The 25,193-nt window shown below is 65.5% G+C and carries 20 protein-coding genes and 1 pseudogene; 15 read left to right on the top strand and 6 right to left on the bottom strand.

Features of this window, described 5'->3' with window-relative positions; genetic code table 11:
* The 7 genes from ACVINW_RS12245 to ACVINW_RS12275 all read left to right on the top strand — a co-directional run bounded on the left by ACVINW_RS12245 (position 1) and on the right by ACVINW_RS12275 (position 9,013).
* Positions 1–477 carry a DUF1579 family protein gene (locus ACVINW_RS12245; protein ID WP_456751521.1) on the top strand — a complete coding sequence of 159 codons (477 nt, stop codon included), beginning with the start codon at positions 1–3 and terminating at the stop codon, positions 475–477.
* Positions 478–513: 36 nt separating this feature from the next.
* Positions 514–1,395 (top strand): succinate--CoA ligase subunit alpha, encoded by an 882-nt coding sequence (sucD, locus tag ACVINW_RS12250; protein WP_456751522.1) that lies wholly within the window; start codon positions 514–516, stop codon positions 1,393–1,395.
* A 256-nt stretch (positions 1,396–1,651) separates the two neighbouring features.
* Positions 1,652–4,612, top strand: a complete 2,961-nt coding sequence (locus ACVINW_RS12255) for a 2-oxoglutarate dehydrogenase E1 component (protein WP_456751523.1) — start codon at positions 1,652–1,654, stop codon at positions 4,610–4,612.
* Positions 4,613–4,784: 172 nt separating this feature from the next.
* Positions 4,785–6,044 (top strand): 2-oxoglutarate dehydrogenase complex dihydrolipoyllysine-residue succinyltransferase, encoded by a 1,260-nt coding sequence (gene odhB, locus ACVINW_RS12260; protein WP_456751524.1) that lies wholly within the window; start codon positions 4,785–4,787, stop codon positions 6,042–6,044.
* 71 nt (positions 6,045–6,115) lie between these two features.
* On the top strand, positions 6,116–6,865 hold the full coding sequence (locus tag ACVINW_RS12265; protein ID WP_456751525.1) for an SDR family oxidoreductase: 750 nt from the start codon (positions 6,116–6,118) through the stop codon (positions 6,863–6,865).
* A gap of 84 nt (positions 6,866–6,949) precedes the next feature.
* The gene (lpdA, locus tag ACVINW_RS12270) at positions 6,950–8,350 is read left to right on the top strand and encodes a dihydrolipoyl dehydrogenase (RefSeq protein WP_456751526.1); all 1,401 of its coding nucleotides are present in this window, start codon (positions 6,950–6,952) and stop codon (positions 8,348–8,350) included.
* Between the two features lie 123 nt (positions 8,351–8,473).
* Entirely contained in the window at positions 8,474–9,013 is a 540-nt protein-coding gene (locus ACVINW_RS12275) for a hypothetical protein (RefSeq protein WP_456751527.1), read from the top strand.
* A 145-nt stretch (positions 9,014–9,158) separates the two neighbouring features.
* On the opposite strand, the gene ACVINW_RS12280 is transcribed toward ACVINW_RS12275, so the two are convergent.
* Positions 9,159–9,749: a DUF4337 domain-containing protein gene (locus ACVINW_RS12280; protein WP_456751528.1), complete on the bottom strand. Its 591-nt coding sequence runs from the start codon at positions 9,747–9,749 to the stop codon at positions 9,159–9,161.
* Between the two features lie 162 nt (positions 9,750–9,911).
* Positions 9,912–10,883, bottom strand: coding sequence for a tyrosine recombinase XerC (locus tag ACVINW_RS12285; protein WP_456751529.1), 972 nt, complete (start codon positions 10,881–10,883; stop codon positions 9,912–9,914).
* A gap of 123 nt (positions 10,884–11,006) precedes the next feature.
* Here ACVINW_RS12285 and ACVINW_RS12290 point away from each other — a divergent pair.
* A pseudogene (locus tag ACVINW_RS12290) lies at positions 11,007–13,218 on the top strand (primosomal protein N').
* A 204-nt stretch (positions 13,219–13,422) separates the two neighbouring features.
* Here ACVINW_RS12290 and ACVINW_RS12295 read toward each other — a convergent pair.
* Positions 13,423–13,908, bottom strand: coding sequence for a septal ring lytic transglycosylase RlpA family protein (locus ACVINW_RS12295; RefSeq protein WP_456751530.1), 486 nt, complete (start codon positions 13,906–13,908; stop codon positions 13,423–13,425).
* A 630-nt stretch (positions 13,909–14,538) separates the two neighbouring features.
* Between ACVINW_RS12295 and ACVINW_RS12300 the strand changes: the two genes are divergently transcribed.
* From ACVINW_RS12300 to ACVINW_RS12330, 7 genes are all read left to right on the top strand, one after another.
* Positions 14,539–15,099, top strand: coding sequence for a F0F1 ATP synthase subunit delta (locus tag ACVINW_RS12300; RefSeq protein WP_456751531.1), 561 nt, complete (start codon positions 14,539–14,541; stop codon positions 15,097–15,099).
* Positions 15,099–16,628, top strand: a complete 1,530-nt coding sequence (gene atpA, locus ACVINW_RS12305) for a F0F1 ATP synthase subunit alpha (protein WP_456751532.1) — start codon at positions 15,099–15,101, stop codon at positions 16,626–16,628. The genes ACVINW_RS12300 and atpA overlap by 1 nt, the downstream gene beginning before the upstream one ends.
* 91 nt (positions 16,629–16,719) lie before the next feature.
* Complete coding sequence (locus ACVINW_RS12310) at positions 16,720–17,598, top strand: F0F1 ATP synthase subunit gamma (protein ID WP_456751533.1); 879 nt, start codon at positions 16,720–16,722, stop codon at positions 17,596–17,598.
* A gap of 26 nt (positions 17,599–17,624) precedes the next feature.
* The gene (gene atpD / locus ACVINW_RS12315) at positions 17,625–19,067 is read left to right on the top strand and encodes a F0F1 ATP synthase subunit beta (protein WP_456751534.1); all 1,443 of its coding nucleotides are present in this window, start codon (positions 17,625–17,627) and stop codon (positions 19,065–19,067) included.
* Between the two features lie 117 nt (positions 19,068–19,184).
* Positions 19,185–19,592, top strand: a complete 408-nt coding sequence (locus tag ACVINW_RS12320) for a F0F1 ATP synthase subunit epsilon (protein WP_456751535.1) — start codon at positions 19,185–19,187, stop codon at positions 19,590–19,592.
* Positions 19,593–19,892: 300 nt separating this feature from the next.
* A complete protein-coding gene (locus tag ACVINW_RS12325; RefSeq protein WP_456751536.1) occupies positions 19,893–21,563 on the top strand; it encodes an adenylate/guanylate cyclase domain-containing protein in 1,671 nt (556 codons plus the stop codon).
* Positions 21,564–21,785: 222 nt separating this feature from the next.
* Positions 21,786–22,781, top strand: coding sequence for an AraC family transcriptional regulator (locus ACVINW_RS12330; protein ID WP_456751537.1), 996 nt, complete (start codon positions 21,786–21,788; stop codon positions 22,779–22,781).
* Here the strand turns inward: ACVINW_RS12330 and ACVINW_RS12335 are convergent.
* From ACVINW_RS12335 to ACVINW_RS12345, 3 genes are all read right to left on the bottom strand, one after another.
* Positions 22,739–23,239: an RNA pyrophosphohydrolase gene (locus ACVINW_RS12335; RefSeq protein ID WP_456751538.1), complete on the bottom strand. Its 501-nt coding sequence runs from the start codon at positions 23,237–23,239 to the stop codon at positions 22,739–22,741. The genes ACVINW_RS12330 and ACVINW_RS12335 overlap by 43 nt on opposite strands.
* 20 nt (positions 23,240–23,259) lie before the next feature.
* Positions 23,260–23,763 (bottom strand): RNA pyrophosphohydrolase, encoded by a 504-nt coding sequence (locus tag ACVINW_RS12340; RefSeq protein WP_456751539.1) that lies wholly within the window; start codon positions 23,761–23,763, stop codon positions 23,260–23,262.
* A gap of 83 nt (positions 23,764–23,846) precedes the next feature.
* The gene (locus ACVINW_RS12345; protein WP_456751540.1) at positions 23,847–25,058 is read right to left on the bottom strand and encodes a divergent polysaccharide deacetylase family protein; all 1,212 of its coding nucleotides are present in this window, start codon (positions 25,056–25,058) and stop codon (positions 23,847–23,849) included.
* Positions 25,059–25,193: the final 135 nt, after the last annotated feature.

Below are 25,193 nucleotides of genomic sequence, written 5' to 3' on the forward strand. Positions count from 1 at the left end.
ATGGCCGATCATCTCGACGCCCCGACGCCGCTGGATGAACACCGCAAGCTTGCGGTCTTCGCGGGCGAGTGGAACGGCGAAGAGATGGTCTATCCGTCGCGCTGGACCGCGGGCGGTCCGGCCACCTCGCATGTCGTTGCGCGCATCGCGCTCAACGGCTTCTACCTGATCCAGGACAGCGTGCAGACCCGCGACGGCAAGGAGAGCTTCGCCACCCACGGCGTCTTCACCTACGACCGCGAGGATCGCGCCTACCGGTTGTTCTGGCACGATTCGCTCGGCTACTACCCGCCGTCGCCGGCCTCCGGCGGCTGGGCGGGCAAGTCGCTGATCCTGGTGCGCGGCTCGCTGCGCGGCAATGCCCGTCACGTCTACGAGGTCGTCGACGACAACACCTACACCATGAAGATCCAGTTCTCGCCTGACGCGGAAGGGTGGGCCGACGTGCTCACCGGCGTGTACCGGCGTATCCACTAAACCCTTCACCGCTGTCTCGCGAAAGCATCTCGAACCATGTCCATTCTGATCGACAAGAACACCAAGGTCATCTGTCAGGGCTTCACCGGCAAGAACGGCACGTTCCATTCGGAAGCGGCGATCGCTTACGGCACCAAGATGGTCGGCGGCGTTGCGCCCGGCAAAGGCGGCTCGACCCATCTCAATCTGCCGGTGTTCGACACCGTCGCCGAGGCGCGCGCCAAGACCGGCGCGGATGCCAGCGTGGTCTATGTGCCGCCGCCCGGCGCGGCGGACGCGATCTGCGAGGCGATCGACGCCGAGATCCCGCTGATCGTCTGCATCACCGAGGGCATCCCGGTGCTCGACATGGTGCGCGTGAAGCGCTCGCTGTCCGGCTCGAAGTCGCGGCTGATCGGGCCGAACTGCCCCGGTGTGATGACCGCCGGCGAATGCAAGATCGGCATCATGCCGGCCAACATCTTCAAGCCCGGCTCGGTCGGCATCGTCTCCCGCTCCGGCACCCTGACCTATGAGGCGGTGTTCCAGACCACCCAGGAAGGCCTCGGACAGACCACCGCAGTCGGCATCGGCGGCGACCCGGTCAAGGGTACCGAATTCATCGACGTGCTGGAAATGTTCCTGGCCGACGAGAACACCAAATCGATCGTCATGATCGGCGAGATCGGCGGTTCCGCCGAGGAGGATGCCGCCCAGTTCCTCAAGGACGAGGCCAAGCGCGGCCGCAAGAAGCCGATGGTCGGCTTCATTGCCGGTGTCACCGCACCTCCCGGCCGCCGCATGGGCCATGCCGGCGCGATCATCTCGGGCGGCAAAGGCGACGCCGGTTCCAAGACTGCGGCGATGGAAGCGGCCGGCATCAAGGTTTCGCCGTCGCCGGCGCGGCTCGGGCATACGCTCGCCGAGATGCTGAAGTAACCGCCGCCACGCGGAACTTACCTGGATCACGACATGGTTCCGGCGGGATTTCCGTCCGGAACCACATCTATTTGAGCATGTTAACGGCGCGGCGGCCGCTCGATAAGAATTGAAAATATATTCATTTCTTAGTTCTTTTAGGCAGGAATATCCGTCCTAGATAGGGTAAAGGATATCCCATCCAGCCGGCGCACTTCCAGACCGGCATCAGCGCCGTCTCCTACGCGCGAACCGAAAAAATCACCAGGACTGCCCCATGTCTCGCCAAGACGCGAACGCCGCTTTTGCACTCTCCTCATTCCTGCAGGGCACCAACGCCGCCTACATCGACGACCTCTATGCCCGTTACGAGCAGGACCCATCCTCGGTCGACGCCGAATGGCAGGATTTCTTCAAGAGCCTGAAGGACGCCCCGGCCGACGTGCAGAAGAACGCCGAGGGGGCCTCGTGGGGCCGCGCCAACTGGCCGGTGACGCCGCGCGACGAGCTGACCTCGGCGCTCGACGGCAACTGGGCCCAGGTCGAGAAGGCGGTCGGCACCAAGCTTGCGGCGAAAGCGCAGGCCAAGGGCACCGAGCTTTCCGACGCCGACGTGCATCAGGCGACCCGCGATTCGGTTCGCGCCTTGATGCTGATCCGCGCCTACCGCATGCGCGGCCATTTCCACGCCAAGCTCGATCCGCTCGGCATCGAGGCGCCGCGCGATCGCGAGGAGCTCGATCCGCGCTCCTACGGCTTCACCGAAGCCGACTTCGACCGCAAGATCTTCCTCGATCACGTGCTCGGCCTCGAATACGGCACGCTGCGCGAGATCGTGCAGATCTGCGAGCGCACCTACTGCCAGACGCTCGGCGTCGAGTTCATGCACATCTCCAATGCCGCGCAGAAGGCGTGGATCCAGGAGCGCATCGAGGGTCCGGACAAGGAGATCAGCTTCACGCCCGAGGGACGCCGCGCGATCCTCAACAAGCTGATCGAGGCCGACGGCTTCGAGAAGTTCTGCGACACCAAGTTCACCGGCACCAAGCGCTTCGGCCTCGACGGCGGCGAATCGCTGATCCCGGCGCTGGAGCAGATCATCAAGCGCGGCGGCAATCTCGGCGTGAAGGAGATCGTGGTCGGCATGCCGCATCGCGGCCGCCTCAACGTGCTGACCCAGGTGATGGGCAAGCCGCACCGCGCCCTGTTCCATGAATTCAAGGGCGGCTCGGCCAACCCGGACTCGGTCGAAGGCTCCGGCGACGTCAAGTATCACCTCGGCGCCTCCTCGGACCGCGAGTTCGACGGCAACAGCATCCATCTGTCGCTGACCGCAAATCCGTCGCATCTCGAGATCGTCGATCCGGTCGTGATGGGCAAGGTGCGCGCCAAGCAGGACCAGCACGGCGATCCGCCGGACATGCGCATCTCGGTGTTGCCGCTTTTGATGCATGGCGACGCGGCGTTCGCGGGCCAGGGCGTGGTGGCGGAGTGCTTCAGCCTGTCCGACCTGAAGGGCTATCGCACCGGCGGCTCGCTGCACTTCATCGTCAACAACCAGATCGGCTTCACTACCTATCCGCGCTACTCGCGCTCGTCGCCCTATCCGTCCGACGTCGCGAAGATGATCGATGCGCCGATCTTCCACGTCAACGGCGACGATCCGGAGGCCGTGGTGTTCGCGGCCAAGGTCGCGATCGAGTTCCGGCAGAAATTCCACAAGCCGGTCGTGATCGACATGTTCTGCTACCGGCGCCACGGCCACAACGAGGGCGACGAGCCCGCGTTCACCCAGCCGGTGATGTACAAGAAGATCGCCGCGCACCCGACGACGCTGGAAATCTACGCCAAGCGGCTGGTCGCTGACGGCGTGTTGACCGACGGCGAGGTCGAGAAGGCCAAGGCCGACTGGCGCGCGCGGCTCGATGCCGAGCTCGAAGCCGGCTCGGGCTACAAGCCGAACAAGGCCGACTGGCTCGACGGCAAGTGGGCCGGGTTCAAGTCGGCCGATCAGGAAGAAGACGCCCGCCGCGGCGTCACCGGCGTCGATGTTGCCGTACTCAAGGACATCGGCCGCAAGATCACCAAGGTGCCGGACGGCTTCCGCGTCCACCGCACCATCCAGCGTTTCCTCGACAACCGCGCCAAGGCGATCGACAGCGGGATCGGGATCGACTGGGCGACCGGCGAGGCGCTGGCGTTCTGCACGCTGCTGCAGGAAGGCCATCATGTGCGGCTGTCCGGCCAGGATTCCGAGCGCGGCACCTTCTCGCAGCGCCATTCGGTGCTGATCGACCAGGAGGACGAGAGCCGCTACACGCCGTTCAACCATCTCGGCGGCGAAGACACCGGCCATTACGAGGTCATCAACTCGCTGCTGTCGGAAGAGGCGGTGCTCGGCTTCGAATACGGCTACTCGCTGGCCGAGCCGAATGCGCTGGCGCTCTGGGAAGCCCAGTTCGGCGACTTCGCCAACGGCGCCCAGGTGGTGTTCGACCAGTTCATCTCCTCCGGCGAACGCAAATGGCTGCGCATGTCGGGCCTCGTCTGCCTGCTGCCGCACGGCTATGAGGGGCAGGGACCGGAGCATTCCTCCGCGCGCCTCGAGCGCTATCTGCAGATGTGCGCCGAGGACAATATGCAGGTGGTCAATCCGACCACGCCGGCGAACTACTTCCACGTGCTGCGGCGCCAGCTGCATCGCGAGATCCGCAAGCCGCTGATCCTGATGACGCCGAAGTCGCTGCTGCGCCACAAACGCGCGGTGTCGCGGCTCGACGAACTCGGCAAGAACGCCACGTTCCACCGCATCCTGTACGATGACGCGCAGATGCTGCCGGACGAGAAGATCAAGCTGGTGCCGGACGACAAGATCCGTCGCGTCGTGCTGTGCTCCGGCAAGGTCTATTACGACCTGTACGAGGAGCGCGAGAAGCGCGGCATCGACGACATCTATCTGATGCGCATCGAGCAGCTCTACCCGGTGCCGCTCAAGGCGCTGGTGCAGGAGTTCGGCCGCTTCAAGAACGCGGAGATGGTCTGGTGCCAGGAAGAGCCCCGCAACATGGGCTCCTGGCACTTCATCGAGCCCTATCTGGAATGGGTGCTGAACCAGGTCAACGCAGCTAACAAGCGTCCGCGCTATGCCGGCCGTCCGGCATCGGCAGCGACCGCCACCGGTCTGATGTCGAAACACCTGGCGCAGCTCAAGGCGCTGCTCGACGACGCACTGAACTAACGATCTTCACTGCAGCCATGCCCCGCCCTGTGCGCAAGTGCGCACCGGGGCGGGGCATCCGGTATCCGCGTCATTCAGCACAGGTGCTGTCGTCACGGAGGACCGGGTCGTCCGCTTTGGCGGGTGGTGGCCGGATAAATTTTTCGACCGCAAGGTTATCGAGGAAAAGACCATGACTGAAATTCGCGTTCCAACGCTCGGCGAATCCGTGACCGAGGCCACCATCGGCCGCTGGTTCAAGAAGGCCGGTGAGGCCGTCGCAGTGGACGAGCCGTTGGTGGAGCTGGAGACCGACAAGGTCACCATCGAGGTGCCTGCGCCGGTCGCCGGCACGCTCGGCGAGATCATCGCCAAGGATGGCGAGACCGTCGCCGTGGGCGCGCTGCTCGGCCAGATCAATGACGGCGCTGTTGCCGCCAAGCCGGCTGCTGCTGCCGCCGCTCCCGCCAAGGCCGCCGCGCCCGCTGCCGCCGCGCCCGCTGCCGCCGCTCCCGCGGCGGCGCCTGCCGCGCCCAAGGCTCCGCCGGCGGACGCGCCGCTGGCGCCGTCGGTGCGCAAGCTGTCGGCCGAAAGCGGCGTCGATGCCTCCACCGTTCCGGGCTCCGGCAAGGACGGCCGCGTCACCAAGGGCGACATGCTCGCTGCGATCGAGAAGGCCGCCTCGGCGCCAACGCCGGTCAACCAGCCGGCGGCCGCCGTGCAGGTCCGTGCGCCCTCGCCGGCCGACGATGCCGCGCGCGAGGAGCGGGTCAAGATGACCCGGCTGCGCCAGACCATCGCGCGCCGCCTCAAGGACGTGCAGAACACCGCCGCCATGCTGACCACCTTCAACGAGGTCGACATGACCGAGGTGATGAAGCTGCGCGCGCTCTACAAGGACACGTTCGAGAAGAAGCACGGCTCGAAGCTCGGCTTCATGGGCTTCTTCACCAAGGCGGTGGTGCAGGGGCTGAAGGACATTCCGGCCGTCAACGCCGAGATCGACGGCTCCGACCTGATCTACAAGAACTACTACCACATCGGCGTTGCTGTCGGCACCGACCGTGGCCTCGTCGTGCCTGTCGTGCGCGACTGCGACCACAAGTCGATCGCCGAGATCGAGAAGTCGATCGCCGACTTCGGCCGCCGCGCCCGCGACGGTCAGCTCAAGATCGACGAGATGCAGGGCGGCACCTTCACCATCACCAATGGCGGCATCTACGGCTCGCTGATGTCGACGCCGATCCTCAACGCGCCGCAGTCCGGCATCCTCGGCATGCACAAGATCCAGGAGCGGCCGATGGTGGTCGGCGGCAAGATCGAGGTGCGCCCGATGATGTATCTGGCGCTGTCCTACGATCACCGCGTGATCGACGGCAAGGAAGCGGTCACCTTCCTGGTGCGCGTCAAGGAGAGCCTGGAAGATCCGGCCCGCCTGGTGCTGGATCTCTGAGGTCGTTCGCGCGCGACGCCCGACCGGCTCGGGCGTCGCGATTTGTTGGGTGCTCATGATCGGGGATCAATGTGACGGATAAGGTCGTTGTCATCACCGGCGGCAGCCGCGGCATCGGCCGCGCTACCGCGCTTGCTGCCGCCGCGCGCGGCTATCGCGTCGTGGTCGGCTACGCCACGAACCAGGCCGCGGCCAACGAGGTTGTCGCCGCGATCGAAGCGAAGAACGGCAAGGCGATCGCGGTGAAGTGCGACGTCGGCAGCGAGCAGGACATCCTGGCGCTGTTCAAGGCTGCGGATGGCTTCGGCACGCTCGGTGCGCTGGTCAACAATGCCGGCATCGTCGGCAAGAGCGGCGTGCGCGTCGACGAGATGTCGGCCGAGCGCATCCAGCAGATGATGGCGGTGAACGTCACCGGCAGCATCCTGTGCGCGCGCGAGGCGGTGAAGCGGCTGTCGACCAAACATGGCGGCAAGGGCGGCGTCATCGTCAACCTGTCCTCGGTCGCGGCCAAGCTCGGCGCGCCCAACACCTATGTCGATTATGCCGCCTCCAAGGGCGCGATCGATTCCTTCACGATCGGCCTCGGCTACGAAGTCGCCAATGAAGGCATCCGCGTCGCCGGAATTCGTCCCGGTCTGATCGATACCGACATCCATGCAGCCGGCGGCGAGCCTGATCGCGCGCATCGGCTGGCCCATCTGGTGCCGATGAAGCGCGTCGGCACCGCGGACGAAATCGCCAACGCCATCGTCTGGCTGATCTCGGACGAGGCGTCCTACGTCACCAGCGCGATCCTCGACGTGTCGGGCGGTCGCTAGGCCACATTCAAGAGCGGGCGCCGGTCTGCCAACAAGATCGCGCCCGCGTAACTGTCACAGAGTTTAGCTACAGGACCGTCCATCATGGCTTCTTACGATCTCGTCGTCATCGGCACCGGACCCGGCGGATATGTCTGCGCGATCCGCGCGGCACAGCTCGGCATGAAGGTTGCCGTCGTCGAGAAGAACGCGACGCTGGGCGGCACCTGCCTCAACGTCGGCTGCATGCCCTCGAAGGCGCTGCTGCACGCCTCCGAGATGTTCGAGGAAGCCGGGCACTCCTTCGCCAAGATGGGCGTCAGCGTCCCGGCGCCGAAGCTCGATCTGCCGGCGATGATGAACTTCAAGCAGCAGGGCATCGACGGCAACGTCAAGGGCGTCGAGTTCCTGATGAAGAAGAACAAGATCGACGTGCTCAAGGGCACCGGCAAGATCCTCGGTGCCGGCAAGGTCGAGGTCTCCGGCGACGGCAAGGCCGAGACCGTCGAGACCAAGAACATCGTGATCGCCACCGGCTCGGACATCGCGCGGCTGAAGGGCATCGAGATCGACGAGAAGCGCATCGTGTCGTCGACCGGCGCGCTGTCGCTGGAGAAGGTGCCGGGCAGCCTCTTGATCGTGGGCGCCGGCGTGATCGGGCTCGAGCTTGGCTCGGTCTGGCACCGTCTCGGTGCCAAGGTCACCGTGGTGGAATTCCTCGACCGCATCCTGCCCGGCATGGACGGCGAAGTGGCCAAGCAATTCCAGCGCATCCTTGAGAAGCAGGGCTTTGCGTTCAAGCTCGGCGCCAAGGTCACCTCGGTCGACACGTCTGGCAAGACGTTGCAGGCCAAGGTCGAGCCGGCCGCCGGCGGTGCCGCGGAGACCATCGAGGCCGACGTCGTGCTGGTCTGCATCGGCCGCGTGCCGTACACCGAGGGTCTCGGGCTGAAGGAAGCCGGCGTTGCGCTCGACAATCGCGGCCGCGTCGCGATCGATCAGCACTTCTCGACCAATGTGAAGGGCATCTACGCGATCGGCGACGTCGTGGCCGGGCCGATGCTCGCGCACAAGGCGGAAGACGAGGGCGTGGCCTGCGCCGAGATCATCGCGGGCCAGGCCGGCCATGTGAACTACGACGTCATTCCAGGTGTTGTGTATACCACCCCGGAAGTGTCGTCGGTCGGCAAGACCGAGGAAGACCTCAAGCAGGCCGGCGTCGCCTATACCGTCGGCAAATTCCCGTTCACCGCGAACGGCCGCTCCAAGGTCAACCAGACCACCGACGGCTTCGTGAAGGTTCTCGCAGATGCGAAGACCGACCGGGTGCTCGGCGTGCACATTGTCGGCATCGAGGCCGGCGAAATGATCCATGAAGCCTGCGTTCTGATGGAATTCGGCGGTTCGGCCGAAGATCTGGCGCGCACCTGCCACGCCCATCCGACCCGCTCCGAGGCGATCAAGGAAGCTGCGCTTGCGGTGGGCAAGCGCGCCATCCATATGTGATCGAACGTCCGGCGCGAGCCGGCTGGAGCGTGATCCGGAAAAGTGTGAAGCGGTTTTCCGAGAGGATCATGCTCAAACGAGGAGCTGAAGCGCGATGATTCATCGCGCTTCAAGATCATAGCGATGTTGCGCCGCCTGCTTCAGCCGTTCTGGGTCCTGCTTGCGATCATTTTCCTGATCGAGGCCTGGCTGTGGGATCACCTCGAGCCGATCGTGGCCCGCGTGGTGGCGTGGATTCCGCTGCATGCGCTCAAGCAATGGCTCGCCGACCGGGTCGATTCGCTGTCGCCGGCGATGACGCTGATCGTCTTCGTCGTGCCGCTGATCCCGTTGTTTCCGCTGAAGCTGGTCGGGCTCTGGCTCTTGGCGAATCAATACTGGTTCAGTGCGGTCTCGCTGATCCTGTTCGCCAAGATCGTCGGCGTCGGCGTCACGGCCTTCCTGTTCGACGTGACGCGGTCGAAGCTGCTGGAGATGCCCTGGTTCGAGGCGCTCTATAATTTCGTGATGGCGCTGCGCGCCAAGGCCACCGCGCTGGTCGAGCCGGTCAAGCGGCGCATCCGCGAGATGATCACCGGCGACGGCGAGGGTTGGACCGCACGCACGCTGCGCCTGATCGCACGCTTCCGCAAAAGCGTGCACCAGACCAGCAAGGTGCTTTGAGCATAGCTCTCAATCCCGTCATCCTGAGGAGCGCGCTTTTGCGCGCGTCTCGAAGGATGAACGGCCCGGCCGGTGGCCGATTCATCCTTCGAGACGCCGCTTCGCGGCTCCTCAGGATGACGGTTACAGAGCGGATTCGTCCGCCTCAATGCAAAGGCAGCAGGTGCGGCTGGAATAGACCGAGCACGGTCATCAGGACGCCGGCGAGCGTCACCAGGCCGGATACCCAGGCCAGCGCGGCGATGCCGGTGATGATAGTTGCGGATGCCAGCACGATCGCGATCTGGAAGGCGGCGGAGGCAAGCTCGAAGTGATGATACTTCGCGGTGGCCTCGTCGCGCTCATGCTCGGCGTGCTTGGCGCGCTCGGAGAGTTGCTCCGAACCCTCGCCGGTCTCCGGCTCCGAGCGGTAGCGCGCCGCGGTCTTCTGCCAGTCGTCGATCTGCTTCTGCAGCGCGGCCTTGGCCGCCTCGTCGGTGGTGGTGGCGAGGTTCAGCTTGCCCTGCTCGGCGGCGGTCTGCACCGCGGTGCGGCGAATGCTCTTGGCCTGGAAGAAGGCCCAGAGGTTGGAGGCCTCGACATTCTTGCTGATCGATTCGGTCTGGGCGCCCTTGCCGAGCGTCTCGGACAGCGCCAGGCAGAGCGCGATCACGGCGATCAGGAGCGCGATCTTCCTGTTCTCGCCCGACGCATGCTCGGCATGCTCCGCGTGCTCCATACTTTCATGTGCGCTCATGATTCCCCTCCGGATGAGACCGCGCCACGATTGCCGAATGCGGCGCACAAGGCAAGGGCCGCGCGGTATGTGGCAGCCGTATGAACGAAGATGAACGGCGCAAGATGAACGGCGGATCGGCAGGCGAGGCCTGCGCCTGACTTTGAGCTGACAGCGATGCGATCAGCCTCGCGGGTGCGCGGAGCGATAGACTTCGAGCAGGCGCTCGCTGTCGATGCCGGTGTAGATCTGCGTGGTCGACAGCGATGCGTGGCCGAGCAATTCCTGGATCGCACGCAAATCGCCGCCGCGGCTCAAGAGATGGGTGGCGAAGGAGTGCCGCAGCGCATGCGGCGTGGCGCTGTCGGGCAGGCCGAGCGCTCCGCGCAGCCGCTCCATGGTGAGCTGGATGATGCGCGGGCTCAACGGGCCGCCGCGCGCACCGACGAACATCGGCCCGGTCGGGCTGAGCTGGTGCGGGCAGATCGCCGCGTAGTCCGCGATCAGTTGCAGCACGTTGTGCAACACCGGCACCATGCGGGTCTTGTTGCCCTTGCCGGTCACGACCAGCACGTCGCCCTCGCCCGGCTTCGGCACGTCGCGGCGCTTCAGCCCCAGCGCCTCCGAGATGCGCAGGCCCGAGCCATAGAGCAGCGCCATCACGGCGGCGTCACGCACCAGGATCCAGGTCTCGCGCTCCTCGCCGGCACGCTCGTCCGCGTCGGCAAAGCGCTTCGCGGCTTCCATGTGGATCGGTTTCGGCAGGCTCTTCGCCACCTTCGGCGCGCGGATCGCTGAGAGAGCGCCGACCTTGCCCTTGCCTTCGCGCTCCAGGAAACGTCCGAACGAGCGCAGGCCGGCCAGCGCCCGCATCAGCGATCGGCCGCCGATCTCGTCGGCACGGCGCATCGCCATGAAGGCGCGGACGTCGCTCGCCTCGAGCGCGGAAAATGCCGCAAGCGTCACGCGCGCGCCCCAGTGCTCGGCCAGGAAGGCCAGGCATTGCCTGACGTCGCGGGCGTAGGCCTCGAGCGTCTTCGGCGACAGCCGCCGCTCGGCGCGCAGATGCGACAGCCATCGCATCATCTCCTGCGTCACCGATGGATCGGCGCAGTCGAGCTCGAGCGGTGCGATGGGCTGATCGGTCCGGGCCATCTGTTAGGGGCTATTGGCGCTACGAATCTCCTGATTATATCGCACTGCCTTCGTTTACCGATCGCTAAGACCGCACGACGGTGCTAGCCCGGTGCAAAGTCCGGATTCAAAAGCTCCGATTTCATGGATCACACCACGCGCCCCAGCTTGGCCTCCGCATCGACGACAGGCGTCGTCGACGTGCTGGTGCCTGTCGCGCTGAACCAGACCTATTCCTACCGCGTGCCGCGCGGCATGGAGCTCGCGCCCGGCGACGTGATCTCGGTTCCGCTCGGACCGCGCGAGGTCATAGCCGTGGTCTGGGCCGAGAACGCCAGGCCCGATCCGCGGCTGCACAACCGGCTCAAGGACGTCAGCGAGAAGCTCGATGTTCCGCCGCTGAAGGCGGAGCTGCGCCAGCTCGTCGACTGGGTCTCCACCTACACGCTATCGGCGCGCGGCATGGTGCTGCGGATGACGCTGCGGATGGGCGACAATCTCGGGCCGGAGCGGATGCGCCTCGGTGTGCGACTGGTCGGCGAGCCGCCGCGGCGCCTGACACCGGCGCGGCGGCGCCTGATCGAGGTGCTGTCGGACCGCTTGCTGCACGGCAAGTCGGACGCGGCGCGGGAGGCCGGCGTCAGTTCCGGCGTGATCGACGGCCTGGTCGATGAGGGCACGCTGACGGTCGAGGCGATGCCCGCCGCCAGCCGCGCCGCCGGTTCCGGATCCCTCCTATGCGCAGCCGGATTTCTCGCGCGAGCAACGCAGCGCGGTCGACGTGCTGCGGACGCTTGCGGCGAGCGGCAGCTTTCATGTCGCGCTGCTCGACGGCGTCACCGGATCGGGCAAGACCGAGGTCTATTTCGAGGCGATCGCCGAGAATATCCGCCGCGGCAAGCAGACCCTGATCCTGATGCCGGAAATCGCGCTGACCGGCCAGTTCCTCGACCGCTTCGCGCAGCGTTTCGGCGTGCGGCCGCTGGAATGGCATTCCGAGCTGACGCCGCGCACCCGCGCGCGCAACTGGGCCGCGATCTCGGAGGGCAAGGCGCCGGTCGTGGTCGGCGCCCGCTCGGCGCTGTTCCTGCCCTATGCCGAGCTCGGCCTCATCATCGTTGATGAGGAGCACGACCAGGCCTACAAGCAGGATGACGGCGCGCATTATCACGCGCGCGACATGGCGGTGGTTCGCGCCCATATCGCCAAAATCCCGATCGTGCTGGCGTCGGCGACGCCGTCGGTCGAGAGCGAGGTCAATGCGCGCAAGGGGCGCTACCAGCGCGTGGCGCTGCCGTCGCGGTTCGGCGGCCAGCACATGCCGCATATCGAGGCGATCGACATGCGGCGCGCGCCGCCGCCGCGCGGCCGCTTCATCTCGCCGGTTCTGGCCGAGCAGATTCGTCACGCGATCGAGCGCCGCGAGCAGGCGCTGCTGTTCCTCAACCGCCGCGGCTATGCGCCTCTGACGCTGTGCCGGGCCTGCGGCCACCGCTTCGCCTGCACGATCTGCGACGCCTGGCTGGTCGACCATCGGTTTCGCCAGCGGCTGGTCTGCCATCACTGCGGCTTCTCGATGCCGCGCCCGAACATCTGTCCGCATTGCGCGGCCGAGGAATCGCTGGTCGCGGTCGGTCCCGGCGTCGAACGCTTGCAGGAGGAGGCAGCTCACATCTTCCCCGAGGCCCGCACCATGGTGCTGTCGAGCGACCTGATCACCTCGATCGAGACCATGCGCAGCGAGCTCAACGAGATCGCCGAGGGCCGCGTCGATATCATCATCGGCACCCAGCTGGTGGCGAAGGGGCACAACTTCCCGCGGCTCAACCTCGTCGGTGTCATCGATGCCGATCTCGGCCTGAGCAACGGCGATCCGCGCGCCGCCGAGCGGACGTTCCAGCTTTTGAACCAGGTGGTCGGCCGCGCCGGCCGCGAGCAGGGCCGCGGCGTCGGCTATCTGCAGACCCACCAGCCGGAGCATCCGGTCATCAAGGCCCTGATCGCCAACGACCGCGAGGCGTTCTACGCCAGCGAGATCGAGATCCGCGAGCGCACCGGCTATCCGCCGTTCGGCCGGCTGGCCAGCCTGATCATCTCCGCCGGCGACCGCCCGACGGCGGAAGGCTTTGCCCGCAAGCTCGCCGCGGTGGCGCCGCTCGACGAACGGATTCAGGTGCTCGGCCCCGCCGAGGCGCCGCTTGCCGTCATCAAGGGCCGCTACCGCTTTCGCCTGCTGGTGAAGTCGCTGCGCAATGTCGACCTGTCGCAATATCTGCGCGAATGGCTGGAGGCCGGTCCGAAGACCACCGGCAATCTGAAGCTCGAGGTCGACGTCGATCCACAGAGCTTTTTGTAGTTCTCACAGCCGTCATTCCGGGGCGGCGCGAAGCGACGAGCCCGGAATCCATCAGGCCGCAACGTTGGTGACAAATGGATTCCGGGCTCGCGCTTCGCGCGCCCCGGAATGACGAAAAAAAGCCTGCCGTCATTCGCGACGGCAGGCCCTTTGGCGCGAGGCAGGCCTCGCGGCCGGTACGCAACGCAACGCTTACTGAAAGCGTTAGATGACCTCGGCCGTGACGCGGCCGACGCCGGCACCGGTCAGGCCGATGGCCCGGGCTGCGCCGGTGGAGAGGTCGAGCACGCGGCCGCGGATGAACGGGCCACGATCGTTGATGGTGACGACGACGCTGCGGCCGCCATGGGTGACGCGGAGCTTGGTGCCGAACGGCAGCGAGCGGTGGGCCGCGGTCATGGCGTTCTGGTTGAAGCGCTGGCCGGAAGCGGTGCGGCTTCCCGATTCATTGCCGTAGAAGGAGGCCATCCCCGAGAACGTGTGGCCGCCGGACGACTGGACCGATGCGTTGGCGTCGCGCCAGGACGAGCCTTCGGCGCGGGCATGGTGGTGATGGTGGCGATGATGGTGGTGCCGGGACTTCGCGGACGCCTCGGTCACGCTGCCCCCGACCAGAACAGTTGCGGCTACAAACGCAAGCGCCGTACGCGAGCGGGTGACGTTGCCCGCTGCTTTCTTGATATTCAGCATTGATAAGACCCTCAGACAGTATTGCCGCTAACGCGGCAAGTGGAACCCCCGTCCCTTCGTTGACCTAGGCCGTTTGGTTTCGCATTGAGGCACGAATTAGGCAGTAAATCCCGAATGTCTCCGGCTGAAATATCTTGTTACCGCCTTGGGGTACTCGATCGAAGTTGCCTAAGCTTGTGCTTTAATCAATTTTTAACCGATGTTATACTTACGAATACTGAATATCGATGCAGTGGTAAGTTTTCGGTAAGTATTCGCCAAATGGAAATCACGGCTGTCGCGGGTTCCTTGCGCGCTCGGCCCTAGGCCCATGCAAAATTCGATGGAACAAATTCGCGAGATGTAAATCGGGCGTCGCTGGGTCGATTTTCCGCGGGCCGAATTCGTCCCGATTTGCGGTCGGCTGCGGTCACCGAAAACCGCGTGCGACAAGGCGGCTCTCACGATGCCGTCATGTTGCACCTGCGCGATTGCTATGTTAGCAAAGCCGCGATTTTAACGGTCCCGGCATGTCCTGTGCCGGTCGAAAATCGAAGTCCCGCTTGAATTCCAAGGGCTTGGATCGCTAGGCGCTGCTTTGGTGGCGACGGTTTTTCCCTTGCGAATTTGACAGCAAAAAAGAGCGAGCTCGTGGCTGCTGAAGATCCGTCCGTTTCGGGAGTGTCCGGTCGTTACGCAACGGCCCTGTTCGAGTTGGCGCGCGACGAGCAATCCGTCGATCAAGTCCGGGCCGACCTCGACAAATTCGAGGCCATGCTCAACGAGAGCGCCGATCTGAAGCGCCTCGTCCGCAGCCCGGTGTTTTCCGCGGACGCCCAGCTGAAGGCGCTGACCGTGGTGCTCGACAAGGCTGGCATCGCCGGCACGTCGGCCAAATTCCTCAAGGTGCTCACCGCCAACCGCCGGCTGTTCGCAATTGCCGATGTGATCCGCGCCTATCGCGCGCTGGTGGCGAAGTTCAAGGGCGAGGCGACTGCGGACGTCACCGTCGCCGAGCAGCTCAGTGACAAGAATCTCGACGCCCTGAAGACCGCACTGAAATCAGTGACGGGCAAGGACGTCGCGCTCAACGTGAAGGTCGATCCCTCCATTATTGGTGGCCTGGTGGTCAAGCTCGGCAGCCGGATGGTGGATAGTTCGCTTCGCACCAAACTCAATTCGATCAAGAACGCGATGAAAGAGGCAGGCTGATGGACATCCGCGCCGCAGAAATTTCTGCGATCCTCAAGGACCAGATCAAGAATTTCGGCCAGGAAGCCGAGGTCACCGAAGTTGGCCAGGTGCTGTCGGTCGGTGACGGTATCGCCCGCGTCTACGGTCTCGACAACGTCCAGGCCGGTGAAATGGTCGAGTTCGAGAACGGCACGCGCGGCATGGCGCTCAACCTCGAAACCGACAACGTCGGCGTCGTGATCTTCGGCGCCGACCGCGAGATCAAGGAAGGCCAGACCGTCAAGCGCACCCGCGCCATCGTGGACGCGCCGGTCGGCAAGGGCCTGCTCGGCCGCGTCGTCGATGCGCTCGGCAATCCGATCGACGGCAAGGGCCCGATCCAAGCCACCGAACGCAAGCGCGTCGACGTCAAGGCGCCCGGCATCATTCCGCGCAAGTCGGTCAACGAGCCGATGGCCACCGGCCTGAAGGCGATCGATGCGCTGATCCCGATCGGCCGCGGCCAGCGCGAGCTGATCATCGGCGACCGTCAGACCGGCAAGACCGCGATCGCGCTCGACACCATCCTGAACCAGAAGCCGCTCAACGCCCAGCCGGACGAGAGCCAGAAGCTGTACTGCGTCTATGTCGCGGTCGGCCAGAAGCGCTCCACCGTTGCCCAGTTCGTCAAGGTGCTCGAAGAGCAGGGCGCGCTGGAATACTCGATCGTCGTTGCGGCGACCGCGTCCGACCCGGCGCCGATGCAGTACATTGCGCCGTTCACCGGCTGCACGATGGGCGAATACTTCCGCGACAACGGCATGCACGCCGTGATCATCTATGACGATCTGTCCAAGCAGGCCGTCGCCTACCGCCAGATGTCGCTGCTGCTGCGCCGCCCGCCGGGCCGCGAAGCCTATCCGGGCGACGTGTTCTATCTGCATTCCCGCCTGCTCGAGCGCGCGGCCAAGCTCAACAAGGAGCACGGTTTGGGCTCGCTGACCGCGCTGCCGGTCATCGAAACCCAGGCCAACGACGTGTCGGCCTACATCCCGACCAACGTGATTTCGATCACCGACGGTCAGATATTCCTGGAAACCGACCTGTTCTTCCAGGGCATCCGCCCGGCGGTGAACGTCGGTCTGTCGGTGTCGCGCGTCGGTTCGTCGGCGCAGACCAAGGCGACCAAGAAGGTCGCCGGCAAGATCAAGGGCGAGCTCGCGCAGTATCGTGAAATGGCGGCGTTCGCGCAGTTCGGCTCCGACCTCGACGCGTCCACCCAGCGCCTGCTCAACCGCGGTTCGCGCTTGACCGAGCTCCTGAAGCAGCCGCAGTTCTCGCCGCTGAAGATGGAAGAGCAGGTCTGCGTGATCTGGGCGGGCACCAACGGCTATCTCGATGCGCTGCCGCTCAACAAGGTGAAGGCGTTCGAGGATGGCCTGCTGTCGCTGTTGCGCGGCAAGCACGTCGACATCCTCAACGCGATCCGCGACAGCCGCGATCTGTCCGACGACAGCGCCGCCAAGCTGAAGGCGGCGGTCGACGGCTTCGCCAAGACGTTTGCATAACGAATGGGGCGTCGCCCGGCTCGCCGCCGGGCGTGACGAACGGAGGCTTGCGATCTGACCATTGTGGTCGGATCGCCGGGGTGAACGAAGAATGGCGTCACTAAAAGACATGCGGGTCCGCATCGCCTCGACCAAGGCGACGCAGAAGATCACCAAGGCCATGCAGATGGTCGCAGCCTCGAAGCTGCGCCGCGCGCAGAACGCCGCCGAAGCGGCGCGGCCCTATGCCACCAAGATGGATGCGGTAATCTCCAACATCGCCGCCGCGGCCAATGGCACGCCGGGCGCACCGGCGCTGCTCGCCGGCACCGGCAACGACCAGGTTCACCTGCTGCTGGTCTGCACCGGCGAGCGCGGCCTGTCCGGCGCCTTCAACTCGGCCATCGTGCGCCTGGCGCGCGAGCGGGCGCAGTCGCTGCTCGCGCAGGGCAAGGACGTCAAATTCTTCTGTGTCGGCCGCAAGGGCTACGAGCAGCTGCGGCGGACCTTCGAGAAGCGGATTGTCGAGCATCTCGACCTGCGTTCGGTGCGCCAGATCGGCTTCGCCAACGCCGAGGACATCGCCAACAAGGTGCTGGCGCGGTTCGAGGCCGGCGAGTTCGACGTCTGCACGCTGTTCTATTCGCGCTTCCAGTCGGTGATCGCGCAGATCCCGACCGCGCAGCAGATCATCCCGCTCGAGGTCGCCGCGCCCGCCGCGGGCGCGGCTCCCTCCACGTCCTATGAATACGAGCCGGAAGAGGATCAGATCCTCGGCAGCCTGCTGCCGCGCAACCTCGCGGTGCAGGTGTTCCGCGCGCTGCTCGAAAACAACGCCTCGTTCTATGGCGCGCAGATGAGCGCGATGGACAGCGCGACCCGCAATGCCGGCGAGATGATTCGCAAGCAAACCCTGATTTACAACCGAACCCGTCAGGCCCAGATCACGAAGGAGCTGATCGAGATCATCTCCGGCGCTGAGGCGGTCTAAGGCAGATTTTCGAAGGAGAACAGTCCATGGCTACAGCAGCCAATCCGATCGGTCGCGTTACCCAGGTCACGGGCGCCGTGGTCGACGTGCAGTTCGAAGGCCACCTTCCGGCGATTCTGAACGCGCTCGAGACCAAGAACGGCGGCAACCGCCTGGTGCTCGAAGTCGCCCAGCATCTCGGTGAATCGACCGTCCGTACCATCGCGATGGACATCACCGAAGGTCTGGTGCGCGGCCAGGAAGTGACCGACACCGGCGAACCGATCCGGGTGCCGGTCGGCGAAGGCACGCTCGGCCGCATCATCAACGTGATCGGCGAGCCGATCGACGAAGCCGGTCCGATCAAGTCCGACGGCGTGCGCGCCATCCACCAGGAAGCGCCGACCTACACCGATCAGTCCACCGAGGCCGAAATCCTCGTCACCGGCATCAAGGTCGTCGACCTGCTTGCTCCGTACGCCAAGGGCGGCAAGATCGGCCTGTTCGGCGGCGCCGGCGTCGGCAAGACCGTGCTGATTCAGGAGCTGATCAACAACGTCGCGAAGGCGCACGGCGGTTACTCGGTGTTCGCCGGCGTCGGCGAGCGTACCCGCGAGGGCAACGATCTCTATCACGAGTTCATCGAATCGAAGGTCAACGCCGATCCGCACAATCCGGATCCGAGCGTGAAATCGAAGTGCGCGCTGGTGTTCGGCCAGATGAACGAGCCGCCGGGCGCCCGCGCCCGGGTCGGCCTGACCGGTCTGACGGTCGCCGAGCATTTCCGCGACCAGGGCCAGGACGTGCTGTTCTTCGTCGACAATATCTTCCGCTTCACCCAGGCGGGTTCGGAAGTGTCGGCGCTGCTCGGCCGCATCCCGAGCGCCGTGGGTTATCAGCCGACGCTGGCGACCGACATGGGCGCGCTGCAGGAGCGCATCACCACCACCCAGAAGGGCTCGATCACCTCGGTGCAGGCGATCTACGTGCCGGCCGACGACCTGACCGATCCGGCGCCCGCCACCTCGTTCGCGCATCTGGACGCCACCACGGTGCTGTCGCGCGCGATCTCGGAAAAGGGCATCTATCCGGCGGTGGACCCGCTCGACTCGACCTCGCGCATGCTGTCGGCGCTGGTGGTCGGCGACGAGCACTACAACACCGCACGTATGGTCCAGCAGATCCTCCAGCGCTACAAGTCGCTGCAGGACATCATCGCCATTCTCGGCATGGACGAACTGTCGGAAGAGGACAAGCTGACGGTCGCCCGCGCCCGCAAGGTCGAGCGCTTCCTGTCGCAGCCGTTCCACGTCGCCGAAATCTTCACCGGCTCGCCGGGCAAGTTCGTCGACCTCGCCGACACCATCAAGGGCTTCCGCGACCTCTGCGAGGGCAAGTACGACCACCTGCCGGAAGCGGCGTTCTACATGGTCGGCACCATCGAAGAAGCCGTCGAGAAGGGCAAGAAGCTGGCGGCCGAAGCCGCCTGAGTTAGCGAATAGCGAATAGGGAGCGGCGAATAGGGAAAGAGTGACGAGCGCATTCGCTACTCGCCATTCGCTATTCGCCTCTCACCAGTCGAAACCAGTCTGAACTACGGGCGCTCCATGGCCACCTTCCACTTCGATCTCGTCTCTCCCGAAAAGCTCGCCTTCTCCGGCGAGGTCGATCAGGTCGACGTCCCCGGCGTTGAGGGTGATTTCGGTGTGCTCGCCGGCCACGCGCCTGTCGTCGCCACGGTTCGTCCGGGCATCCTGACGATCACGACCGCCGGCAAGAAGGAGAAGGTGATCGTGCTCGGCGGTCTCGCCGAAGTGTCGGACAAGGGCCTCACCGTGCTCGCCGACGTCGCGACCGCGATTGCGGAGCTCGACCGCGCCAAGTTCGCGGAGACCATCAAGGAGATGGAAGAGAAGCTTGCCGAGCACGAGGGCACCGAGCTCGACCACGCGATCGAGCGGCTTGACCACTTCAAGAGCATCCAGCACGAGCTCAACGCGACGGCGATGCACTAAAGCATGATCCGGAAAAGTGCGAAGCGGTTTTCCGAAAAGATCATGCTTAGACAACAAACCAAGGCGCGATGACGGTTCAACCTAATCACATCGCCCTTTAAGGCGATTGCTGATCTGTGATCGCGCCATGCGCTCAAGTCGGGCGCGGCTTTGTGAAATCGCTCACACTTTCTGCCTTCATCGATCAAGCCTTGAACGATTCAACGCTCGCCGCGCCCCGGCGGGCATTGAATGTTTATTGCACCCGCGAGCGTCTGGCGGCATGCTGCCCGGCACATTCGGGTTCCGGGGCTGGTGCTCATGAAGCGCAAGATCGCAGCGATCTTCGCAGCCGATATTGCAGGCTATAGTCGACTGGTTGCCGAGGATGAGGAAGAGACGCTGCGGCGGCTCGCGTCCTACCGCCAGGTCACCGACGATTTCATTGCCAAGGGCGGTGGCCGCATCTTCAACACCGCGGGTGACGCGGTGCTGGCGGAATTTCCCAGCGCCGTCGAAGCCGTGCGCTGCGCGATCGACATCCAGGAAAGCCTGCGCACGCGCAACATGGCCTATCCGCCGAGCCGGCAGATGGCGTTCCGGATCGGTATCACGATCGGCGACGTGGTCGAGCGCGACGGCGATCTGCTCGGCGATGGCGTCAACATCGCAGCAAGGCTCGAGGGCCTCGCCGAGGTCGGCGGCATCTGCGTGTCGCGCGCGGTCCATGAGCAGGTCGCCAACAAGCTGTCGGTGCAATTCGCCGACATCGGCGCGCAGGAAGTGAAGAACATTCCGACCCCCGTGCACGCCTACATGGTGGCGATGCGGCGCGAGGACGGCAGCTACGCGACGCCCCAGGTCAAGAAGCCGGCCAAGGCCGCGCGTGCGGCCGCACCGGCCTGGATGTGGCCCGCCGCAATCACGCTGGTGCTGCTGGCCGCCATCGGCGTCGGCGGCTTCCTGTATTACACCAAGCTGGAAACGTCGGCGGCGAAGCCTGCGGTCGTGACAAGCTCGACGCCGGCGCCCGGGTCCCTGGTCTCGGCTGCACCGGCACCATTGGTCGCACCGTCGCCGTCGCCATCGGCGGCGCCGTCTGTCAAACCCCCACCGGCACCCACATTGGCCGCGCCAGTGTCCGAGCCGCCGCCATCGATCACATCGGGCGACAAGCTCGTCGCCGGCATGACACCCTTTGTCAGCGATCGCACCCGCAACGGGCTCGCGACCGAATATCTGCCCGCGGGCGATTCCAAGGCGCTTGCCCTCAACATCAATGGTTTCGTCGGCTGGAGCGTGGCGCAGCCGAGCGAGGACGCGGCGAAGACGGCCGCGCTCGACCTGTGCCAGAAGCGCGCCGACAATGCAGGCTCGCCGCGCAAATGCGAGTTGTACGCCGTCGGCAATACGATCGTGTATAGCCACGGCCTGCCGCCGGTGCCGCCCTTGCCATGGGTCAAGCGCGATGCGCTGGTTGAGAAGCCGTATACGACCAAGGACGTTCCGCTGCTGCGCGAGCCGGCCAGGGCAAGGCTCGAAAGCCTGTTCGTGCCGGGACGCAAGACGCGAACCATCGCGCTCGGCCCGGGCGGCCACTACTTCTTCAATTCGGGCATCGATTCACTGGAGGAATCCGCGCGTCGCAACCTGCAGGCCTGCGGCGCGGTCGCGGGCGTGCCGTGCACGATCGTCGCGGTCGACGACGTCTTTGTGGTGCCGATCCCGGCCACATTGCGCGTGACCGGCTTCTTCAAGCCCGCCGACAGCTCGGTCATCATGCCGAACGAGCGCGGCGATGTCGTGCGCAAGCTTGCCGATGCGACGACCGGCTGGAATGCGGTCGCGGTCGGCACCCAGGGACGGCCCGGACTGGGCCTGAAAGCGGAGAACGAGCAAAGCGCGGTCAACGCCGCGCTAGCGGACTGCGTCAAGCGCGACAGCGATTGCCATGTCATCGCGATCGGCCCGTTCACGGTCGGCCCGAACTAATCTTACTGCGTCAATGGAGGTTTTTGGTCACGAAAGGCTCTGAACGAATCCTGCCGTCATTGCGAGCGAAAGAGAAGGAATCGTGCCTCAGCAAGACTAGAACATGATCCGAATGTGAGGCAGCTTACAGCAGGGATCACGCACACATGACAAGCTGCGGCGCGATGACGAACTGGCCTCGCAGCATCGCGACGTCTCTCCCACGTAACGGGTCATTCTGAAGTGCTGACTTTCTCCACCGACGCGCTCCGCCCGCAAGACCGCTTCGAGCATTGGTGCGACGTGCGCGGCAAGAGCCTGTTCGGGGTCACCATCGAGCTCGAGCGCGACAAACGGCCCGACTTCCGCGGGCGCTTTTCCGCGACGCCGATCGGCGATGCCGTGCTGGCGGAAATGTCGGCGTCGTCCTATCGCGTCAGCCGCACGTCGTCCGATATCGCGCGCGTCCCGAGCAACAGCCTGCAACTCGCCTGGCAGGTGCGCGGCCCCGGTCATCTGAATATCGGCCGCGATCGTGTTCAGTGGGTGGACAACGGGGATCTGGTGTTCGGCCACTCCAATCTTCCGTTTGCGTCGACGCCCGACCGGACCGATGGCTTCCACTTCTTCAGCCTCAAGATCCCCGTCACCGCCGACCTCGCCCTTGGTGCGCGGATCGAGGATGCCCCGCCGGTCATGCTGACGCGGGGCGCGGGCCTGACCCGGCTGGTCGGCGCCATGTTCCGCGCCATGACGCAGCATCCGGCGCAAGCCGGCCAGTTCACTGCCGAGGTCACGCATATGGTGCGCCTGGCGCTGCTCGCGCGCGGGCGCGTGCGGCCGCGCCAGGATGAGGTCCGGGCCGCGCTGCATGCCGGCTACCTCCACGCCGCGCGCGAAATCCTGTTGCGCGATCTGCATCGCACCTCGCTCTCGCCGGCCACTGTTGCCGCCGAGCTCGGCATTTCGCTGCGGCAAGTGCATGCGCTATTCGAGCCGACCGGCCTGTCGTTCGCGCGGACGCTGACGGCGGCGAGGTTGAAAGAGGCGAGGCGGCTGCTCTATGCCACGCGGGAGCGCGGCATCGACGAGATCGCATTCTCCTGCGGCTTCGACAGCATCGCGACCTTCTATCGCGTGTTCCGCGCGACCTACGGCATGACGCCGGGCGATGCGCGGCGGATTCCGCCGCCGGATCAGCCGGCGAATTCGGCGAACCAGGTCGCGACCGTGCGATAGACGTCGCGGCGGAACGGCACCACCAGATCGGCGACACGGTCGAGCCGCTCCCAGCGCCATTGATCGAACTCGGCGGGCTGGCCGTTGCGCGGCGTCAACGGATCGATCTCGGCGTCTTGTCCGGTGAAGCGCAGCGCAAACCATTTCTGCCGCTGGCCGCGGAATTTCGCCAGCCGGTGCGAGGCCGGACCGTCATAGGCGGGGAATTCGTAGGTCATCCAGTCGGTCTCGCCGAGATAATCGGCGCTGACCGCTCCGGTCTCTTCCCACAATTCGCGCATCACGGCCTGGCGCGGATCCTCGCCGTCGTCGATGCCGCCCTGCGGCATCTGCCAGTCGAGGCCGGGCAGCACGATCTCCGGACCGTCGTCCTTGATCCGGTGGCCGATCAGCACGCGTCCGGCCGCGTTGAACAGCGCAATGCCCACATTGGGCCGATAGGGCTTATCTGATGACATTTCGGCGCTGCGTCGTGGGTCTATTTGGCTGCCAGCGCGGCAAATTCCTTCACGACGCGCTCATAGACCGGCCGCTTGAACGGCACAATCAGCTCCGGCAGATTCTTCATCGGCTCCCAGCGCCAGGTGATGAACTCGGCCTTGTGGCCGCCGCCGGGGTTGGCGACGTTGATCTCGTTGTCCTTGCCGGTGAAGCGCAACGCGAACCACTTCTGCCGCTGGCCGCGATAGCGGCCCTTCCAGGCGCGCCCGGCGACGGTGCGCGGGATGTCGTAGATCAGCCAGTCCGCGACCTCGCCGAGCTTCTCCACCGATTTGACGCTGGTCTCCTCGTAAAGCTCGCGCTTGGCCGCCTGAAACGTATCCTCGCCGGGATCGACGCCGCCTTGCGGCATCTGCCAGACATGGGCGTCGTCGACATGCTCGATGCCGCCGGCGCGGCGTCCGATGAAGACCAGCCCGGCGGTATTCAGCAGCATGATGCCGACGCAGGTTCGATAGGGCAGGTCTTCATAACGTGCCATGCTGCCGCTACCTCGCCCAGTTCCCGGCGCCACCAGACCCGGCCCCCCGGCAAGGTCTCAAGTCGCACCAACAGATTGATCTTCTAGCCCGATTTTGATTTCAGCATCGCCGTTGTCAATGGCACAAGCATGATGCCCTTGGAGTCCAGTGTCTTGAGCCAGGCGCCGAGCCGCTCGATCGAGACCGGCAGCGCCGAGGCGACGCCCACGGCGGTGCCGCGTTCCTTGGCGATGGTTTCCAGCTTGACCAGTGCGCGGTCGATTTCTGCCGACGTCGGCACCGCGTCGATGGCGAAATCGGCCTTGGCAAACGGCAGCGACTGGCCCGCGGAGAGCGTCTGCGCCACGCTGCGCGGGGTGGAACCATCGTCGAACCAGCTCAGGCCGCGCTTGGCCGCTTCGCGCACGATCGGCTGCATCACGAGATCGGTCGCGACGAACCGCGCCCCCATGAAATTGGCGATCCCGGCATAGCCCTGCAGGCGGCTCAGATGCCAATAGAGCCGGTCGAGGTTCTGCTCGCTGCCCAGGGTGGTCAGCAGGGTCTGCGGGCCCGGATCGTTGTCGGGATAGTCGAACGGCTCCATCGGGATCTGCAGCAGGATCTCGTGGCGCTGGGCGCGGGCGCGTTCCGCAAGCTTGCCGGGGTCGACGCCATAGGGCGTGAAGGCCAGCGTCACGGCCGGCGGCAGCTTCATGATGGCGTCGGCGGTCTTGGCGGCGCCGACGCCGAGGCCGCCGACCACGATGGCAACCACGGGCATCCGGGCCGCCTTGGCACGGTCGGCCTCGGCCGCATAGACCGTGAACGGCTTCAGGCCGTCGGCGACCATCGGGATCATGCCGTAGCGCGACTTTTCCAACAGGCGCGGGTCGACCCCGGCCATCGCGACCGGAGATGCCTCGCCATCGGCCTTGTCCCCCGGATCGCCGGCGCCGATCACGACATCCTGGCGCTTGCCGCTGGAGCCGTCGATGATGGTGACCGTTCTGGCGTCGCTCGATGCGGCCGGCGCCTTGGCGGCGGATTTGACCGCCGGCTCGGCCGGCTGGGCGGCCGGGGCGTGCTTGTCGTCGCCGGCTGCGGGCGGCGCATTGCGGAGCGCGATCCGGGCCATCGGCTCGCCGCCGAGCGGGTTGTCGTTGAACAGCGCGACGCCGGCGAAGCCGACCAGCACGAGGCCCAGCAGCACGGCGAGCGCCTGCATCGCCGTGAATGGCAGGCGGATACAGCGCGTCCTGCCCACGGTCTTCTGCCCAAGCGGCGTGCTCAGTTCGTCGGCCGCTTCTGCCATGACCCTCCCCGAATCAACAGCGCGAACGATAGCACGATGCGGTGCATTCCCGCGCACCGGCCGCCCCGTCAAAGCACGGTTACGGGTGGACATCCGAAAGCAGAAAGGGCGGCCCGAGGGCCGCCCTGTTCACCG

Source organism: Bradyrhizobium sp. USDA 4461 (genome assembly GCF_054055655.1).